Source organism: Candidatus Nitrosocosmicus oleophilus (assembly GCF_000802205.1).
Classification (GTDB): domain Archaea; phylum Thermoproteota; class Nitrososphaeria; order Nitrososphaerales; family Nitrososphaeraceae; genus Nitrosocosmicus; species Nitrosocosmicus oleophilus.
Genome location: NZ_CP012850.1, coordinates 345,532 through 363,012, shown reverse-complemented (window position 1 = coordinate 363,012; position 17,481 = coordinate 345,532). Strand labels below are relative to the sequence as shown.

Annotated in this window: 16 protein-coding genes; 7 read left to right on the top strand and 9 right to left on the bottom strand. The window is 33.7% G+C overall.

The annotated features are described in order from the left end of the window. Nucleotides 1-13 precede the first annotated feature (13 nt). The 6 genes from NMY3_RS01785 to NMY3_RS01760 form a co-directional block, all read right to left on the bottom strand. Nucleotides 14-2,947: a peptidylprolyl isomerase gene (locus tag NMY3_RS01785; RefSeq protein WP_196817252.1), complete on the bottom strand. Its 2,934-nt coding sequence runs from the start codon at nt 2,945-2,947 to the stop codon at nt 14-16. Nucleotides 2,948-3,028: 81 nt separating this feature from the next. After that, nucleotides 3,029-3,685: an MBL fold metallo-hydrolase gene (locus tag NMY3_RS01780; RefSeq protein ID WP_231100175.1), complete on the bottom strand. Its 657-nt coding sequence runs from the start codon at nt 3,683-3,685 to the stop codon at nt 3,029-3,031. A 19-nt stretch (nt 3,686-3,704) separates the two neighbouring features. Continuing rightward, a complete protein-coding gene (locus tag NMY3_RS01775) occupies nt 3,705-4,154 on the bottom strand; it encodes a hypothetical protein (RefSeq protein ID WP_196817250.1) in 450 nt (149 codons plus the stop codon). A gap of 6 nt (nt 4,155-4,160) precedes the next feature. Further along, entirely contained in the window at nt 4,161-5,390 is a 1,230-nt protein-coding gene (locus tag NMY3_RS01770) for a translation initiation factor IF-2 subunit gamma (RefSeq protein ID WP_425319417.1), read from the bottom strand. Nucleotides 5,391-5,515: 125 nt separating this feature from the next. Further along, nucleotides 5,516-5,917 carry a S6e family ribosomal protein gene (locus tag NMY3_RS01765; protein WP_196817249.1) on the bottom strand — a complete coding sequence of 134 codons (402 nt, stop codon included), beginning with the start codon at nt 5,915-5,917 and terminating at the stop codon, nt 5,516-5,518. Nucleotides 5,918-6,069: 152 nt separating this feature from the next. Next, on the bottom strand, nt 6,070-6,258 hold the full coding sequence (locus NMY3_RS01760) for a zinc-domain-containing protein (RefSeq protein ID WP_196817248.1): 189 nt from the start codon (nt 6,256-6,258) through the stop codon (nt 6,070-6,072). A gap of 202 nt (nt 6,259-6,460) precedes the next feature. Here NMY3_RS01760 and NMY3_RS01755 point away from each other — a divergent pair, with 202 nt between their 5' ends. From NMY3_RS01755 to NMY3_RS01745, 3 genes are all read left to right on the top strand, one after another. Beyond that, the gene (locus NMY3_RS01755) at nt 6,461-6,601 is read left to right on the top strand and encodes a hypothetical protein (protein ID WP_231100173.1); all 141 of its coding nucleotides are present in this window, start codon (nt 6,461-6,463) and stop codon (nt 6,599-6,601) included. A gap of 69 nt (nt 6,602-6,670) precedes the next feature. Continuing rightward, nucleotides 6,671-9,145, top strand: a complete 2,475-nt coding sequence (locus tag NMY3_RS01750) for a DNA topoisomerase VI subunit B (RefSeq protein ID WP_196817246.1) — start codon at nt 6,671-6,673, stop codon at nt 9,143-9,145. Nucleotides 9,146-9,157: 12 nt separating this feature from the next. After that, the gene (locus tag NMY3_RS01745) at nt 9,158-10,258 is read left to right on the top strand and encodes a DNA topoisomerase IV subunit A (protein ID WP_196817245.1); all 1,101 of its coding nucleotides are present in this window, start codon (nt 9,158-9,160) and stop codon (nt 10,256-10,258) included. A 69-nt stretch (nt 10,259-10,327) separates the two neighbouring features. On the opposite strand, the gene NMY3_RS01740 is transcribed toward NMY3_RS01745, so the two are convergent. Together NMY3_RS01740 and NMY3_RS01735 are read right to left on the bottom strand one after the other, a co-directional pair. Next, a complete protein-coding gene (locus NMY3_RS01740) occupies nt 10,328-11,242 on the bottom strand; it encodes a DNA adenine methylase (protein ID WP_196817244.1) in 915 nt (304 codons plus the stop codon). A gap of 104 nt (nt 11,243-11,346) precedes the next feature. Continuing rightward, the gene (locus NMY3_RS01735) at nt 11,347-11,961 is read right to left on the bottom strand and encodes an NADPH-dependent FMN reductase (RefSeq protein WP_196817243.1); all 615 of its coding nucleotides are present in this window, start codon (nt 11,959-11,961) and stop codon (nt 11,347-11,349) included. Between the two features lie 186 nt (nt 11,962-12,147). Between NMY3_RS01735 and NMY3_RS01730 the strand changes: the two genes are divergently transcribed. Further along, a complete protein-coding gene (locus NMY3_RS01730; RefSeq protein ID WP_196817242.1) occupies nt 12,148-13,113 on the top strand; it encodes a hypothetical protein in 966 nt (321 codons plus the stop codon). Nucleotides 13,114-13,630: 517 nt separating this feature from the next. Beyond that, nucleotides 13,631-14,686: a hypothetical protein gene (locus NMY3_RS01725; protein ID WP_231100172.1), complete on the top strand. Its 1,056-nt coding sequence runs from the start codon at nt 13,631-13,633 to the stop codon at nt 14,684-14,686. A 456-nt stretch (nt 14,687-15,142) separates the two neighbouring features. Here NMY3_RS01725 and NMY3_RS01720 read toward each other — a convergent pair whose 3' ends face one another. Continuing rightward, entirely contained in the window at nt 15,143-15,643 is a 501-nt protein-coding gene (locus NMY3_RS01720; protein WP_231100171.1) for an acyl-CoA thioesterase, read from the bottom strand. Between the two features lie 440 nt (nt 15,644-16,083). Here NMY3_RS01720 and NMY3_RS01715 point away from each other — a divergent pair, with 440 nt between their 5' ends. Together NMY3_RS01715 and NMY3_RS01710 are read left to right on the top strand one after the other, a co-directional pair. Further along, nucleotides 16,084-16,641 (top strand): hypothetical protein, encoded by a 558-nt coding sequence (locus NMY3_RS01715; RefSeq protein ID WP_231100170.1) that lies wholly within the window; start codon nt 16,084-16,086, stop codon nt 16,639-16,641. Between the two features lie 53 nt (nt 16,642-16,694). Next, nucleotides 16,695-17,420: a hypothetical protein gene (locus tag NMY3_RS01710; RefSeq protein WP_196817238.1), complete on the top strand. Its 726-nt coding sequence runs from the start codon at nt 16,695-16,697 to the stop codon at nt 17,418-17,420. Nucleotides 17,421-17,481: the final 61 nt, after the last annotated feature.

The window sequence follows — 17,481 nt, the reverse complement described above, 5'->3', positions numbered from 1 at the left end:
GTTGGAGGTTGGTCTATTGAAGGACGATCTTATTGATTCGAGCTGAATTGGGATCTTCTGGTTGATCCATTGCATTAGTAGTTGAATTTGCAATTTTGTCAACAATTTCTAACCCTTCTGTTACTTTTCCAAATACTGTATATTGATTATCCAAAAATTTTGAATCATTTAATACAATAAAGAACTGTGAACCAGCACTATTAGGATCATTTGTTCGAGCCATTGATAATATTCCTCTTTCATGAGGTATGTTGTTGAACTCTTGATTTATTGTGTACCCTGGACCTCCAGTGCCCCATGTATCATTGCTACTGTTGCCATTTTTTGTATTTGGATCTCCAGCCTGAATAACGAAACCAGGTACTATCCTGTGAAATACTACTCCATCGTAAAATCCTTTGCTAGCCAGATCTTGGAAGTTCTTGACGTGATTTGGTGCTACATCAGGATAAAATTCAATTTTTATTGGACCTTGAGTAGTTTCAATAGTTGCTGTGTTATTTGTGGTAGTAGTCATACTATTGTTTGATGATGTATTGTTGATATTATTTAAAACATTAGATTCTAAAATCAAATTTGAGGTGCCATTTGCCAGACTGCTAGCTAGGGTAGTTATATTGGAGGGGGATGTGCCATTTGCCAGACTGCTAGCTAGGGTAGTTATATTGGAGGGGGATGTGCCATTTGCCAGACTGCTAGCTAGGGTAGTTATATTGGAGGGGGATGTGCCATTTGCCAGACTGCTAGCTAGGGTAGTTATATTGGAGGGGGATGTGCCATTTGCATTGGTTGCTTTGAAATCGTGATTCACTTTGTACACCAGCACTCCAAAAAATAATCCTGGATCATCACTTTCGAAACTCTTTGAAGCATATACCAGTGATAGTGGTTCTGAAGTGTTACCTTTTGGATACTTTATGTCCTTAATGTAAAAGGGTATCGCATTAGGCTGGTATGTTGGTGATAATGTTCCAGTACTTGGATTGTAGAATCCAATAGTTTGAAACGGCATCATTTTCCCCAAAAGCGAATCCCAGTACTTTTGTTTTGGTGTATCTCCATTAGATTCAACATATTCTGATTCATTAAATCCACCTATTCGAATAAACCAATGCTTTTTACTTTCATCTCCACCACTTCCTAATACATATAGAGGACTTGGATTGGCAGGATCCAAAGAAGGCAATTTTTGTCCAACCACATATATCAAAATATAGTCTGATTTCAAATCATTAGCAATTTTCCATCCCTTTTCTTCAGGACTAATGAACATTTTTGCTATTGTTTCTATTCTTGTTTGATTAATTGTTGCATTATCTGCAATGGATGTTCTATTTCCTAATGTTGTTATCCAATATCCGTAATCCCACCATGCTGTTACTACTGAATCAACTGGTGTATTCTTGGACATCCAATCTAATGTTTCAATCCAGTCGTCAGTTGTTAATCGATAATTAGTACCTCCATTAGCAATGGATGTAGGAACATCTGCAGAAGTTATCCAATTTGTGTTACTATCGTAAACCATGGGAATAGATAACATTACTATCAAAATGGCCGCGAATCCTGCATATGGTAAAAATTGTTTTTTGAGTTTCATGTTCTTTTGCGCTTTTGCTCCGCTCTTATTTGAAGTTGTTAGTGTTTGCTCCGCTTCTGTCCTGATCGACGTTATGGCTCTAATTGACTGATAAATTCCTATACTTGATAATATGATTATGCTAATAGATGCAAATACCAAAAGCCTTGCAAATGTTGCACTAATATAAATTCCCGTAAGCCCTATTATCAATGCAAAAATCATATTGGTATTATTTTTATTCTTAAATGATAGCCAAATTCCTAGACCCGCAAAAATGATCAGAATTGAAAACTGTCTAAAATAGTCTACTATCGTAGGTGTGAAATGTTCTGCAACAGATTCTACTAGTTTGTTCTCTGACGAAAGGAATGGGTTTATTGCATTGAGATATCTAAAGGAAGGTACTTTGTAAAAGCCTCCAACCACTATAGACATTCCTATTATTACAAAAATTCCTAGAATTATTGCAGTTTTTAAAGTCGCCCTTCTCTCAGAACTTTTTAACCTTACTACGGTAGTGACTAATAGGAATAGCGAGCTAGTAATTAACAATAAACCTGGTAATCCAAGAACGAATGACATGCCTGGCCTCGGAAAAGCACCTGCAACTAAGATAACTGAAGCCGTAAAAAGAACTGCCACTATTAAATTATTTTTGAGATCTTTGGAAACAAACCCAAGGACTATTATAAAGATACCAATAGGGATTACGAAATATTGAGCTCCACCCCAGGAGGTTACTGCAAGTCCAATTAAGATTCCTCCAAAAATTGCTTTGGGGATCAAAAATTTGTATTTTTTATCCTTTAGGGCAGATAAGAACAGATATGTGCCTCCTAATCCATAAAAAAGACCTAGTGGCTCTGACTTAAACCAACCCAGGTTTCCCCTTTGAATTATTGCAGGACTCACTGCAAAGAAAAGTGATGAAATTAATCCCGGAATGGTGCTTCCGGTTATAGCTCTTACTACCAAGAACATAAGTACGGTGGATGCAGATCCTATGACTACTGGAAACCATATTGTAAAATCCATCAAAGACATGTTCATACCAAAAATTTTGTAGAGCGTGGCAGCAGTTAGGTGTAAGCCAGACTGCGATGTTTCAGCAATTTCTCTACCATCTGGAAACCATGACTTGTAGTCATGCCATTCAAGATATGGTCCATATCCATTATTTACTATATATTCTGTAGCTCTAAAATCAAAAAAAGGATCAAATTCATTCAAATAAAATCCATATTTGATTGGGTATGCTCTAAGGATGAATGCAATGCTAAATGCTAAACATAATACTGCGATTATAAGAAGATATTTAGTTGTTCTACGACTCTTCTCTGATTTTAATAACTCTCTTCCTGCCATTACCTACACGTTTATTATGATTTTTTAAACTTTATTTAATATTTAATCATTCTTAGTGATGATGTTATTAATTATGCCGGATTATTCAATTTCCATTATTGCAGTTTTACAAATATTCACATCTTTGCAAAAATCTTCTGCGTCCTTGACTGTTCCTACAATAGATCCATAATGCATCGGTATCGCTATTTTTTTGGGCTTTATTAACTCATTTGTGGCTTTTCCGGCTTCCTTTGCGGTCATTACATAAGTACCCGAAACAGGCACAAATAAAATATCTGGGTTTACATTTTCCATTTCTGGAATAATATCTGTGTCACCTGTATGGTATATTTTCAAGTCATTTATATTTATGATAAATCCTATTTTTTCATCCTTTTTCGGATGAAATTTTTTGTCGGTATTGTATGCCTCTATACCTCTTATTTCCATATTTCCAACCGTCCTTGCTTCCTTGGGTTTTAAGGGAATTATTTCATTCACTTTGTAATTCTTTTTTAATACTTCCACGCATTCATGAGAGCAAATAATTTTCGTATTTTCGTTTATCACATTATTAATATCCTCTATACTTAAATGATCAAAATGATTATGAGAAATCAAAAGTATATCTGCATCACTCTTGCGAGCATATGTTGGAATTAATTTATAGGGATCAACATAAATTTTATTACCATTCGCTTCAATTCTAAATCCATCATGTCCATTCCATCTTATTTCAATCCCTTCAATATTCATCATTATATAAAGAAAGTAATCAGGAATAATTTAAATTTGACCTGACTTTGGAATGTACAAAAATAATCCTATTGCTTTTTAATGTGAATACATCAACTCCTTTTTTAAGGGCCCTTTTAATTAAATTCTTGTCTATCGTTGCTAATGGGAGTCTTTTATCTACTGAGATATTTAATAAAATGGAATCGACGGTTGAATTGGCTTGTGTTATTTCTAACTTATTGAGTTCATCGTTGTCTAAATACTTGAAATCTCCTTTTTTTATCCGATCATTTATTATTTTTAATGAAAGACTGGCAATTTTTGATCTCTTTATTCCTGCTGTTATTTCTAACTGTGCTAGTTCATTAATCGTTTCTGGATGGATGAGCCATACAAGTTTTCCAAATCTAGATTCTAGAGCGTCCCGGTTTTTGACCGGATCATAGCATAAAACCATTAAAAAACTAGTGTCAGAAATAACCTCCATCTTGATTTATACAGCTATTCCTGCACCTATCAATCGCCATCGATCTGCTATTCTCCGGCTTAAAGCTACTCTGCTTTGGGGCATCAAACATATCGGTTTCTTTATTTTTACCTCGATCTTCTGATTTTTTGAATTCGTAACATTTCCTATCGTAACCGCTGTTCCTATATTCAATCTTAAATTTTCCTTGGTTTTGATTGGTTCAACCTTGACTAAATCCTGTGTTCCAACCGCGGTATCGAATAAATTAATGTCAATTGAAATTTCATCGACAACTGGGGGCAATGAATTCGGTTTTCCAACCACTGCACCTATCAATGAATCACTTTTAATAAATGACGGGTCCAGTTTTGAACCTATTGCGACCAATCCACCTGGCTTCACTTTATCTACCAATCCTGCACCAGTAGCTAGTGACCCTACCTCAGAAAAAATAGGTTCATATTTGTTCTTCTTTTCATTGTAAATTCCAGGTAAAATTTCTATTTCACTACCTGTTTCAAATTCACCTTGAATTAAAGCCCCTCCTAAAACACCTCCTTTGATGTTTTTAATGGGTGTACCTGGTTTGTTGATATCAAAAGATCTTAATATATGCATTATACCATTTTTATTGTGAATTCTTTCTGGCGTGGGAATGTATTTTTCAATGTATTCAATTAATACATCGATATTTGCCTTGTGTTGTGCAGATATGGGAATTATTGGGGCATTTTCAGCTACACTTCCCTTTACAAATTCTTTTATTTGGTTATAATTTTCTACTGCATTTTCTTTTTCAGTTAGATCGACTTTATTTTGTACGATTACAATATTTTCAATCCCTAATACCTGTAATGCTAATAGATGTTCTCTAGTCTGTGGTTGGGGGACTTTTTCATTAGCTGCAACAACTAATATTGCGCCATCCATAAGAGCACCTCCGGAAAGCATGTTAGCCATCAAACTTTCATGACCAGGCGAGTCAACGAAACTTACTACTCTTGATAATTGTGCTTCAGAATTACATATACCACATTTAGGTTGAACAGAATAATTTGATGGAGGTTGACAATTGGGACATTTATAAAAGGCGGCATCTGCATAACCCACTTTAATCGTAATTCCTCGTCGAAGCTCTTCACTATGACCGCTTGTCCAAACTCCTGTTATAGCTTCAATAAGTGTAGTTTTACCATGATCTACATGTCCTGAGGTACCTATGTTTATACATGGTTGATAACCATATTTTTGAATATACCACTCAGGTAAAGTATCCTTCCAGTGCAATATCTGTTGTATTTTTTCTTTCAAATATTAATTTACTTAAAGTAATAAAACAGATAATTATGAAATGAAGATAAGAGAAATATTTTTTGAATTTATTTAGTTACCTGGGCTTCTTCTTGTGTTGAAGTTTGTTGTTCTTTTTCAGGCAATGTCGCATCAATCAGTCGACAATTTAATTGATAAATTTCCTCTGTGATCATATTCCCTCTAACCAATTTTCTTTTTCTTTCTCCAGGTGCTAGATTTCGCATTCCGACTCCCTTAGTCATGAGGACATATTTTTTTGTAGCCCCGTGTAGATCTGATCTCATAGGTGTACCTGATTTGTCGCTCCCGCCGGTTAACTTTATTTTCCCTTCCTTAAATCCCAAAATAGATGATTCTAATATGTCTCCAAGCTTAGAACCTAATAGTGGTTGAGCACTCTTATCCTTCAACTCTTGACTAGTGCTTTTACCTTTTGAATCTGAAATAACTACTTTAAATTCTACCAAAGTCTTTAATAGATAAATTTTCAGCCTTAATTAATCTTGCTAAAAATTGCATTCTTCCTTATAGTCCCTTGTTCGGTTCCAAGAAATTTTCACTTTAAACTTGTATTTCTTGTACAACAAACTAATCGCATTCAGGTTATTTTTTAGATCACCTAGAATCCTCCCTTATCCCAACTTGATTGAAAATTATCTGCTAAAGTAACAGCTTTTTCTTTCATTTGTTCAATATACTCATCGTAATCTATTTCCATTCCACATTTTTCACATTTTATCTTATTCTTTTCAATATCAAAATTTGCCTTGTTGTTGCAATTTACACATCTGGCATCCATGGAAAACATTGATAGTTGAATTCTTAAATATTTTTACACTAATCTTTGAAAACCAATTGAAGTAAACAGTTAGTTGATAGATTAATTGGCAGACTGATTGACTAACTGTTTAGCATGATCATGTCAAACCTTAAAATCAAATTCTATATCATGGAAAACCAAAAATATTGACTAATGCATCTATTTAATCTGGTTGAAAATTAAAGAATTATTGAATGGAAATATAGTTGGCTCTGGATCCGATTATCTAGTTATTCAAAAGGAAAGAAAACGGTATTATATAGAAATTCTTCCACCTACTTTAAAGGAATTGAAGAATTCATCTACACCATATGGTTCTCAAATCGACTAGGTTAAACATGTAATATACAATGGGCATGAATAACGATTAAATCAAATAAGATATTAATTAAAGTATTTGATGCCGAATAAATCTGCCTCCACCGTCTTAGATTCTACCGAAGACAAAATAAGAGTAGAAGTTGAAGAATTAAAGAGGGATAGCTCTCCATCAACAACAAAGCTAGAAAAGTATAAAATTATTTATAATAAGAAGGCAGAATCCGAATTTTTTGTGGATAATTCCGCATTAGCTGGGTTTACCGGTGAACGTATCTTATACATGGCCATTAGAGAACTGATAGAAAACTCTTTGGACTCTTGCGAAAGTTTTTCGATTCTGCCGTCTATTAAAGTTTCATTAAAAATTTTTGATCAAGCTAATGATTTATGGATGTTGGCGTGTGAAGACAATGGAACCGGGATAAATTCAGATAAACTACCTATAGCAGTTTGCTCTTTTCTAACTTCTGCCAAATACATGGAGAAACAGCAAAGGGGACTCTTTGGAGTTGGTTTGAAAATGGTGGCGGCTTTTTCTACAAAGGATACCGATTTTCCAATAAAAGTATGGAATAAATCAATTGATGAACAGGATGAATATTATTTTGAGTTAAGAACTGATATCGGAACCAATAAACCTATTGTATTGTCAAAAAAATTGCTGCCTAAACAGCACTCTCGTATTCAGGACACATCTGGTTTTAGGATAGAAGTAATTTTAAGGGCAAAGTTAGTACCTATTACTAAGAACAAAATTTATGAGTATGTTTCTGAAACGAGTATTGTAAATCCATATTCATCTATAACCTTTGAAACTGATGATGGCATATTTCAATTTAATAGAAGGACATCAATAATGCCTAATCCGGCACAAGAAATCTTGCCCCACCCTTCCGATATGGATCTAAAAACCTTAAAAAAAGCGATCTCTAAATTTCAAACTCAAAAAATGTCTTTACCAAAAATTTTAAGTTCGTCTTTTCAAAAGCTTTCCTATGAAAAGGCAAAGGATATTGTTACTAATACTGGATTATCATTAAAGACCCCTACTGGTGATTTTAGCGAGCATGATCTTATTAAAATTGTAAACATTTGCAAAAAAACCAAATTCCAGAATCCAAATACAGATCATTTGAGCCCTATTGGACAAGAAGTTCTCACAATAGGAATGATGTCCGAATATACCATTGTTTCAAATAAAGGGAATGATACTACAGGAGTAACGGTTACCGTCCCCTCCTTCCCTCCCACCTCCCCTACCACCCCCGCCCTTGCCACAGCTGAAAAACCTATTCTTAATAATACCAATTCTAATCCTCAAGTGACCAATGATACTGTTACTGCATCAACTTTTGAATCAGTACAAAATGACGAAACAAGACCAACACCATTCAAAAATAGTCTATTAAAATCAAATTTTTCAGTTAAAGTCCTCAAGCCTGTACTTACCACTTATACATCAAGAACATGTGTCATAAATAATAGGCCCACAGTAGTAGAAACTGGTTTGGCTTATGGTGGTGATATTCCATCATTCAAGTTATATCGTTTTGCTAATAAGATTCCTCTATTGTACGATGAAGGGTCCGACGTTGCTAGAGAGGTTATATCAGAAGTAGAGATTAACAAGATGGGGATCACTAAAAAACAAGCAAAGGAACAATTTTCCGTCAACAAAGAATCCAAAAAAGATAGAGTCATTGAGGTTTTACCATTACATATTTTTTTCCATATTTGTTCGACCAAAATCCCTTACAAAACCGCCGGAAAAGAGAGCATTGCTTCAGAAGGCGAACTGAAATACTATATGAAATCATGTCTATCGGAACTATATAGGAAATTAAGTACACAAATACGAAAAGAGCTCAAATTAAAGGAGGCAGAAAATAAGATCAGATTATATAAACACTATCTGCCTTTCATAGTCGATTCAATAAATGAATCACTTGGTAGTAAAAATTCAAAATTAAACGAATCGTTTACTAGATTGATTGAAAATCATTTATCCAAAAAACCACAAATAGACATAGGCGACGCTTCTTCTGCTGATTCTACTTTGCCCGTTCAAGCATTTGAAAAAATGGATCTTGCAGGTACAGATCTAGAGCCGGACATACAGGAGCCCCAAAAGACCAAAGATACCCAAAAGACCAAAGAAACCAAAGATACCAAAGATACCAAAGATACCAAAGATACCAAAGATACCAAAGATACCAAAAATATGGTCTCTTCTAAACCAAACTTGAACAAGCTAGAAAGTAAGAAAAAGGACAATAAAAAAGTCGATCCTATCTTAGCTGGCAAATTAACTAAGGTTGATCCTACAAGAAATGTTACTAAATATAAAAAACCCAAAGGAACAAACAAGAAATTAATCATCAAAGAACAGGACACTACAAATAAGAAAAACAAGAGTCTCACTATAAAAACAAATGTTAACAGGACAAAAATGAATAAATCCCCTAAAAATGCTCCAAATCAATCTAAAACCAAAGAAGTTCAATCAACGATAGATTTCTATAGTAAAAGGGTAAATAAGGGTAAAAAGAAGTAAATAATCTATCTATTGTCTATTGCAAAAAAACAAGAATTTGTGACTATCATAAAAAGGATTATGAGAAAAATATCTGACGATGTAATCAAGCAAAATCAAATGCCTATCTTGGATTTACCAAAAATAGGATATGATAATACAGTCTGGTCCGATGAAAAAAGAATGCTTACGACAGGTGACAAAAAAGTTGAAGTTAGTCCCGATAGTGTAAAGAAAATACCCACTTTTGCTCAATATTTGGTCATGGCCAATGCGGTAAAAAAACTACTTGATGAAGATATGGAAAGTACTATTCGAGGTATGTATTATGCAACCCTTAGTAATGTTGGAGATGATAAAAACAAGCAAAAATTTTGGACAGGCCAAGAGGATTCTGATAACGCAATAAAAGCTGTCGAACTTCTAACTGGAATCCCGAGAGAGGAGTTTTCTGTAACTTCAAAACCTAAAGGAATGATTTCTGGCCCTATAAAATTACGGGTTGGGGGTGATATTATAGATTGCAATCTTGGAAGCAGGGCTACATCTCAACTTATCCCTACTAATATGGGGGATGTCCAAATAGATGATGTCAAGGCGGACTTTGTAATGGTGGTCGAAAAAGATACTGTTCTAAATAATATAAGAAAATCTGGTTTTATTCAGAAATACAACGCTATTTTATTGACTGGATCGGGTGAACCGGATCGTGCAACAAGAATGATGGTGAAGATTCTAAATGAACAGTGGAAAAAACCTGTGGTAGTTTTTGCCGATGCAGATCCTTGGGGCTTAGGTATTGCTTTAAGGTACAAAATTGGTAGTGAATCGTTGAGTTATGATAGTGAAAGGCTGGTAACTCCAAATGCTCAGGTCCTTGGAATGATGTTTTCAGATATTTATCAGTATAACATTCCAGAAGTTGCTCGGTTGACAGCAAGTGATGAAGATATTAATAGAGCCAATGACATGAAAAAGAAGCCTTGGATGCAAAATAAACAATGGCAAAAAGAACTAAATCTCTTTTTAAATAAAAAGGAAAAATGTGAATTGGATGCTTTTTTTAAACATGGATTTAAATATCTATCCGAAACCTATTTGCCTCAAAAGCTTCGTATGGTAGGATTAATCTGAGTTTCCCCCGTGAATTTCAGTATTTTTTATAACTAATTGATAAGACGTATATACACATATATGAATACATCAGTCGCTTACTATTTTTGATATCATCGGCTTGTTTAACTTATGGGCTGTCTTCTCTGTATCCTTTATTCTTCTATTGTAATTTGAGATTATCAAGTCGTGGTGATCACTTCTCCTATCTGCATTGCAGTTAATACTCCTAGTAGATTTCACCTTTAAAATACAGTATTTTTTATATAATGATTTAACATATTCTGAATTAGAATTAGAGAGCAATACTTTAGAGCCAATGCTGTCTAGTCTATCAAACTCACTCGCCAATTCTTGGTGTTGTTGAATTCCAAAACTTTCTTTAGTGTAATCTGTAAAGTTTGATGTTCTTGATACTGGAAAATAGGGAGGATCCAAATAAACAAAATCCTTTTCTTTACACTTTAAAGTAGTATTTTTATAAATATCACAAACAATCTTTACCTCCTCATTATTAAGCAAACTTGAGCAATCAATAAGCTTCTCTTTGTTGCATATTTTTGGATTAAAATATCTCCCATGGGGAACATTAAAGTTTCCTATCTTGTTCACCCTGTACAATCCATTATAACATGTCTTATTCAAGAAAATAAACTTTGCTGCTGCTTCTGTATTGGTTTTATTACTTTGATTGTCTCTAACGGAATAGTAATACTTTTCTCCATTTTCATGATAACTGATTTGGTGATCCATAAGAATTTCTATCAGTTCATTTACGTTATCTCTTACTTCTCTGTACGTGTTGATTAAATGAGGATTTGAATCTGATAAGTAAGCTTTAAAGTGTTTCCTTGATTGGACTAAATGAAAGAAAAAAGCACCACTACCTAAAAAAGGCTCAAAATATCTATCAACGCTAGTGGGTGTAAGTTTGTCTAACGATGTAACTAGCCTTCTCTTTCCACCTGCCCATTTTAAAAAAGATGTTGTATTGGTTTTGTACAATTGGTATGTAATTATTGATTAAATTATCATTAAGACATATGATTGTTTTCTATGTCTTTAAATTATAGTAGAAACTAATAAAATGCTTTTATTAGTATTATTGTTTAGTCTTTATTTGCTGTAAGAAATGAATAAGATTCTTTGACTTTATTTGAGGCGTCTGTGAGAAATTGATTTCTAATAGCTTTTCCGTAATATACCAAATCTCTAGATAGCATTTCTATCCTTAGTAATGTTTTCTTGTTTGTTATGTTGCCTGCATCATCAAAGTCATCGGAGCTTGTGGATATGCCATATGGCATACTCCAACCGTAGCATTGTCTTACTGCAGTCCTCATTTGTTCCATTACTGTAAGGCCTTTTTCATGAGATGCACAAATGTATCCAAATGTTTTTCCAGAAAATTCCTTCCAAAAATAGTCTAAAAAATTCTTTAATACTCCTGACATTGAGCCATGATAATCGGGGGAAGTCAAAATAATCGCATCTGCCCATTTGACTAGGGTATTTGCCATTTGTAAGCTTTCTTTTTCTGCTGTTTGAATATGATCATGATTTAAATTTGGTTCATAAATAGGCAATCTATTTTTCCTGAGGTCAAATAAATTAATCTCTGCATTATAATTATTCTTAGCTATTTTTAAAGCGTGTTCCAATGCTTTAAAACTATAGGAATTGCTCCTCATACTTCCTGCAATTCCCAATAATTTTATTGTCATTAGTTTTTTTTCATTTGTTTATTATTTGAATATTTACTTTTTGATCTACAATAACTATTAAGACAGTAAGATAAATCAAAGCCAACTAATCTTCTACTAGAATTGAATTATAGTATTGAGAAAAAAATAAGTACATAATTATTAAAAACAATCCTCATAAAGAATATCTACTAAAAAATCATAACAATGTATTACAATAAATTAACTTCGGGTTTCATATCTGCAATTTTCTTATTATTAGTTATAAGTTCAGTTAACTTTTCGTCAATCAAATTGGTTAATGCTGCTACAGGTGATCTGGTAAATTATAACAATAACTTTCAAATGTATACATCCCCAAATGATCCTAATAAAGACTCTGCCATGCAAAATGCTGATTGTGTAGTGAATTTCATGACAAGTTATGTGTACACAGCTTCTTCAGCTGAAAATTGTAACAATAGTGGTAGTGGCATGAGTAGTAGCAGTAGCAATAGTCCATCATCAATGTCTCCTTCTACACCAAGTAGCCAAAGTCAAGGTTTAACGTCAACTGATGGTCCTCAAACAGGGGTGAAAGATGGTTCTGGTGTAGGTGTAGTTCGAGTCGTGGATACAAATTCTAACACTGGCAGCTACACTCCTGTACAATCCTCTTCATTTGTTACAAATAATAGCAATCCTATTGATACTAACAATATGAATGTAAATGTAAATGATGATAACAATGATAACGACAAAGATGCAAAAGACAATAACAACGATAATGATAACAATGATAACGACAAAGATGCAAAAGACAATAACAACGATAATGATAACAATGATAACGACAAAGATGCAAAAGACAATAACAACGATAATGATAACAATGATAACGACAAAGATGCAAAAGACAATAACAACGATAATGATAACAATGATAACGACAAAGATGCAAAAGACAATAACAACGATAATGATAACAATGATAACGACAAAGATGCAAAAGACAATAACAACGATAATGATAACAATGATAACGACAAAGATGCAAAAGTATACAACGAAAACACTGTGAATAAACAAGAGCGCAAATTATTGCTTACTACCTGCTTCGAACGAGCATATGACAATGGAGATTATTTGTCCACTGGTGAAATTGTAGATTGCGCCAGCAACTACAACAGCTAATTTTTTTAACTTAGTTGTTGTTTTTGACCCTACTCAGTGCCCGTCACACAATGATTTCATTTCTTAAACGTAACCATTGTGATATTCAAAGTTTGAACCCTTTCTCTTGATATTTCTGTAGATTGCAGCTTGCAACCTCCTTAACTAGATCTGGGTCATTCCTCCTCATTTAAAGAATTGATTTTGTAAACATCATATTAGATTAGATTATGTCAAAATAATATAGTAAAAGAATATTTCTACAAGTGGAAATACTTTCCAATTTTGATTGTTCCCCACATCAGGGAAAATCTAACACTGCTTTTCATTATTGCTGTCACACTATTCATGAATATTCTAACAAACGAGAAATATCTATAATACTAAGAGGGTCAGATTCTAAACACGCACTAGAACTTCTTGTGTTTTGACATTCGAATCGGGTGATTGAGATTTTAGATCATGGAAAGAATATTTCAAAAATTCAAGGATGAATATTCAAGTGTGTACTTATTATTGTGTTTTTTGCTTAAAGAACATGATGGATTCTGATTCGATCAAAAAGGATTACTTTGATAAGCTCATGCTGTTAGCAGAAAATAATCTATTAGATCATGATACTTCTACTCATTATAAGAAAAGAGGTATCAAAATATACGATACTTATAAGGATCTAAAATGTAGTCATCTATCTAAAATAATTCCCTACATAGTAATTGGTGCTTCGGATGAATTCGTCAGTAAGATGAGTGTGCCATATCAATCTACAAGTTTTATTGCAGCTGAAGCTTTTTCGCCTAATAGTGGAGTTTTTATTTTCAAGCTTCTTGGATTAAGAGGAGGGGGTGTTACGTTACTTACAGGAGGGAGTAGAAAGTTAGGTGATAACATATTTGCTTCTTTACATCGTATGATTGTAGGAAATCAGGCTATAATGGTTACCGTAAATAACATGATGGAGAACTACGGCCAAATTTGGTCTTGGGATTTTTTTGGAAAGCACTTAGAGGATCAGCATCCAGCCTTGTATAGTGACCTTTTGAACCTTTCAAGGAAACTTGTCCACCCTGATAATTTTTATTTTATCGTTTCCGTCCGTTCACTAGAAAGCATTGTCGAATCACGTTTGGTTGAATTTTATGAAAAAAATAAGATAGCAATGTTGAACCAGAAAAACAATCAAAAGGTAATCATACTTACTACCAGTACGGTTTATGCCTATCTTTCAAAGATCATCAAGGAATCCAGCCTTATCACTTACATTGATACAGGAAAAGAATTTGATATGCATAAAGGACTTTGGATCCTCAGAGAAAAGTATGGTGTTAGGTATTTGTTAAATGACGGAGGCAGACACATGTCTGAATCTATAAGGGCAGAAGGATTATTAGGTGAAGAAAGAATAACATTGGAGCCTTTTAATCCTGTTACTCTTAACTATGACATAGACGATACCTGTATCCTGGGGAAAAAAGGTTGGGGAGTAGACAAATCAGAATTGAAGGGTTCCATACTGCTGAATTCCATAAAAATAGACGTTGAGAAAGCTAATGTGTATGTTTATCCTCTTGATGAATCAAAGGTTTTGAGTTGAAATAAATAATTGTGAATAGACTGATCCAATCAGATCCGGTAACAGTTTCTATCCATTTTCTTATATATTTTAATTATTGGTACGTCCTCAATTCAAGGTAAAAGATAACATATACACATTTACGGTCAGTAAATCAAACAAAAATCTGTTCTATACTACATTTAATTCATGAAGGCTCCTGTCTCTTCTCAATTACCTTTGATTAGGTCGTATCGATTTACATAATTAAAAACTCCTTTAATACCACTTGTCGACATGTTTTTGGACCATAGCAATCTTTGTTATTTTAGGTTTTCAATGTTGTAATGATAGTTAAAGATGATGGTTTTGGGTTTGTTTGGGTTTAGTTGATATAATACTGTTGGATTGTTTAATTGTTTATTGTTATCCTTCTATGAAATGGGAGGACCATTCTGACAAAACTCGTAGTGAGAATCGTTAAACTCATGTTTTGTATTACCTTTTCCGATTCTTTAGCCTCGTTTCCATTCTGGTCTGTCCTTCTAAAAATCTTCTTTTTTCATCCTCATCTCTCAATCGTAATTGAGGAACCTCTGTAGGCTTTCCTTTTTCGTCTAGTGCTACTAGGGTTACATATGCAGTGCCGGTGTGAACCTTTAGGGAACTGTTTAGATCTTCTGCTACTATTTTTACCTCAGCTTCCATAGAACTTCTTCTAACGTAATTTATTCTTGCCTTTAAAATCAAAGCATTTCCAATATACACTGGTTTTAGAAATGTCATGCTATCTATGCTTGCTGTTACAATATTTGCATGACCTGCATGTCTCTTTGCCACTAGACCGGCCAACAGATCCACATATTTTAAAATCATTCCGCCAAAAACATTTCCAAGCGGGTTAGCATCGGAAGGCAGCATTACTATTGTCGTCTCAGCTTCTGATTCTTGGACTGTTTTTTTGGGTTTATCTTGTGGTGGTTGAAACTCGTTTGTCAATATACTCATCATATGCAATCAGACATATTAAATTCTTGAATTCTCAAACTTGACTGATATCTTTGACATATCAAACCATGGTCGTCAGTTGATTGGGGATCCACTCATTTTCTACAATCATGGGTTTTGATTCGTAATAAATTTTGCCTCGTTTTTTCAAGTTTGTCAAAGTGTAATATATTATAATGCTATTTTGTCAAGAAATGTGGAACTTCTTTTTATCCATAAAGTATTTTATGGTCATAGTTTATTGAATTTATATTAAACTTTGACCAATTATTGATATGTTTTCATCTGGCAAGGTTTTGTTTTTTAAGTATATTTTTTTTCTGGGTTTAACATCTTTTGTAAATTTTAATCCTTCTCTAGTCAGAATCTTTGGACGTCCTCAAACATCAAAAATTTGGTTATTGTTCTTTGCCTCTTTCTTTTTTTTGTTTATGATAATTTATTTCTCTCCACTTGACGATGAGCAATTAACTTTTGCACATTCTTTTTTTGGAGGTAATGATGCTAGTCTTAATGGCACTCAAACTCAATCAATTGGAAATTACGTGGTAGATCTTTTAGTAAATCCATCAAAACCTATGATTGGCAAAGATACTTCTTTTCTTTTCCGTCTTACTTCTAAAGCTGGAGATGAATTGATCGAACTACCTGTTTCCTTTTCTATTTTTAAAGACGGAAAGCCTGTATTTTCAAATCCAAATAATTTTACGCTGGTTAGACAAGGTCATTACGATTTTAATTATACCTTTAATGAGCCTGGAAAGTATATTCTTTTTGTGGATATTAAGGATATTTTCTACACCCTAAATATTTTGAACTCTGAATTCGAAGTTAATGTTCAAGTTCCAATTGCAAAAAGAATCTATGATCTTATACAAGCCTTTGTACTGAATTATTATTATATTTACATAATACTTGGTGCTTTGATTGGAATATCCTTTATTGTGAACTCAAAGAGGCGTAAAGATGTAAAAAAGATGAGTGAATAGTTCGATGATTGTACTAAAAATGACATAAATACAAGTATTTTTAATATAAAATAATGACTAATAAATCAACTAGTACAAAAGTATCACTTTTTGTAGTCTTTGTACTCGGATCAGCAATATTTTCTGTTAATGGAAATGTATTCGCACAACAAAATGTAACCTTGTCTGAGGCTTTGAATGTAACAGATACAGCAGAGCAAAATTTTAATGAAACCGATAGTGTGCCAGTTGAAGAAGAATTATTACCAACAACAACTGATGGATCGGCTACTGATAATACAACAACAACTGATGGATCGGCTACTGATAATGCAAGTAATGCAACACCTAGACCTGAGGTAGAGGAATATTTCAACTCACTTGAAAATGGGACCTCTCATGCCAACACAGTCACTAGAGATTCTCAAACTATATTATTAGAAGGTGAAAGCCTACCAGAAGGCAGTTTTATTCATCTTTACGACTCTACACCATATCAAATTATGAATGGTCACATTGCAGCAAAACTACCTTGTAACGATGCTAATTCTACCGATGTAAATGTCCTAATTGGTCAAGCTCCTAATTTACAGCCAGCTGAATTAGAATTTGTAGGTCCATTGTCTACTCCTGGAGAACTCTGTCTTTATCATGTAGATGTTGCATCAGATGAAACAACTCCTATTACAGATATCGCAATTCAAAGCAATTCTACAGAGGATATTGATTTCCCAGCCACATCTACTGTAGTAATAGGCGTTAATGAGATTGCTCCATTAGGCGAAGACCATCACGAATAAGATTAGAGTAATCTTTTCTTTTTTTAGAATTTTTTAAGCTTGATTAGTTTCATGAATTTAT

Coding starts and splice junctions, on each gene's coding strand:
- NMY3_RS01785 (WP_196817252.1), bottom strand. CDS start 2,947: ATGGCAGGAAGAGAGTTATTAAAATCAGAGAAGAGTCGTAGAACAACT.
- NMY3_RS01780 (WP_231100175.1), bottom strand. CDS start 3,685: ATGAATATTGAAGGGATTGAAATAAGATGGAATGGACATGATGGATTT.
- NMY3_RS01775 (WP_196817250.1), bottom strand. CDS start 4,154: ATGGAGGTTATTTCTGACACTAGTTTTTTAATGGTTTTATGCTATGAT.
- NMY3_RS01760 (WP_196817248.1), bottom strand. CDS start 6,258: ATGTTTTCCATGGATGCCAGATGTGTAAATTGCAACAACAAGGCAAAT.
- NMY3_RS01750 (WP_196817246.1), top strand. CDS start 6,671: ATGCCGAATAAATCTGCCTCCACCGTCTTAGATTCTACCGAAGACAAA.
- NMY3_RS01735 (WP_196817243.1), bottom strand. CDS start 11,961: ATGACAATAAAATTATTGGGAATTGCAGGAAGTATGAGGAGCAATTCC.
- NMY3_RS01730 (WP_196817242.1), top strand. CDS start 12,148: ATGTATTACAATAAATTAACTTCGGGTTTCATATCTGCAATTTTCTTA.
- NMY3_RS01725 (WP_231100172.1), top strand. CDS start 13,631: ATGATGGATTCTGATTCGATCAAAAAGGATTACTTTGATAAGCTCATG.
- NMY3_RS01715 (WP_231100170.1), top strand. CDS start 16,084: ATGATAATTTATTTCTCTCCACTTGACGATGAGCAATTAACTTTTGCA.
- NMY3_RS01710 (WP_196817238.1), top strand. CDS start 16,695: ATGACTAATAAATCAACTAGTACAAAAGTATCACTTTTTGTAGTCTTT.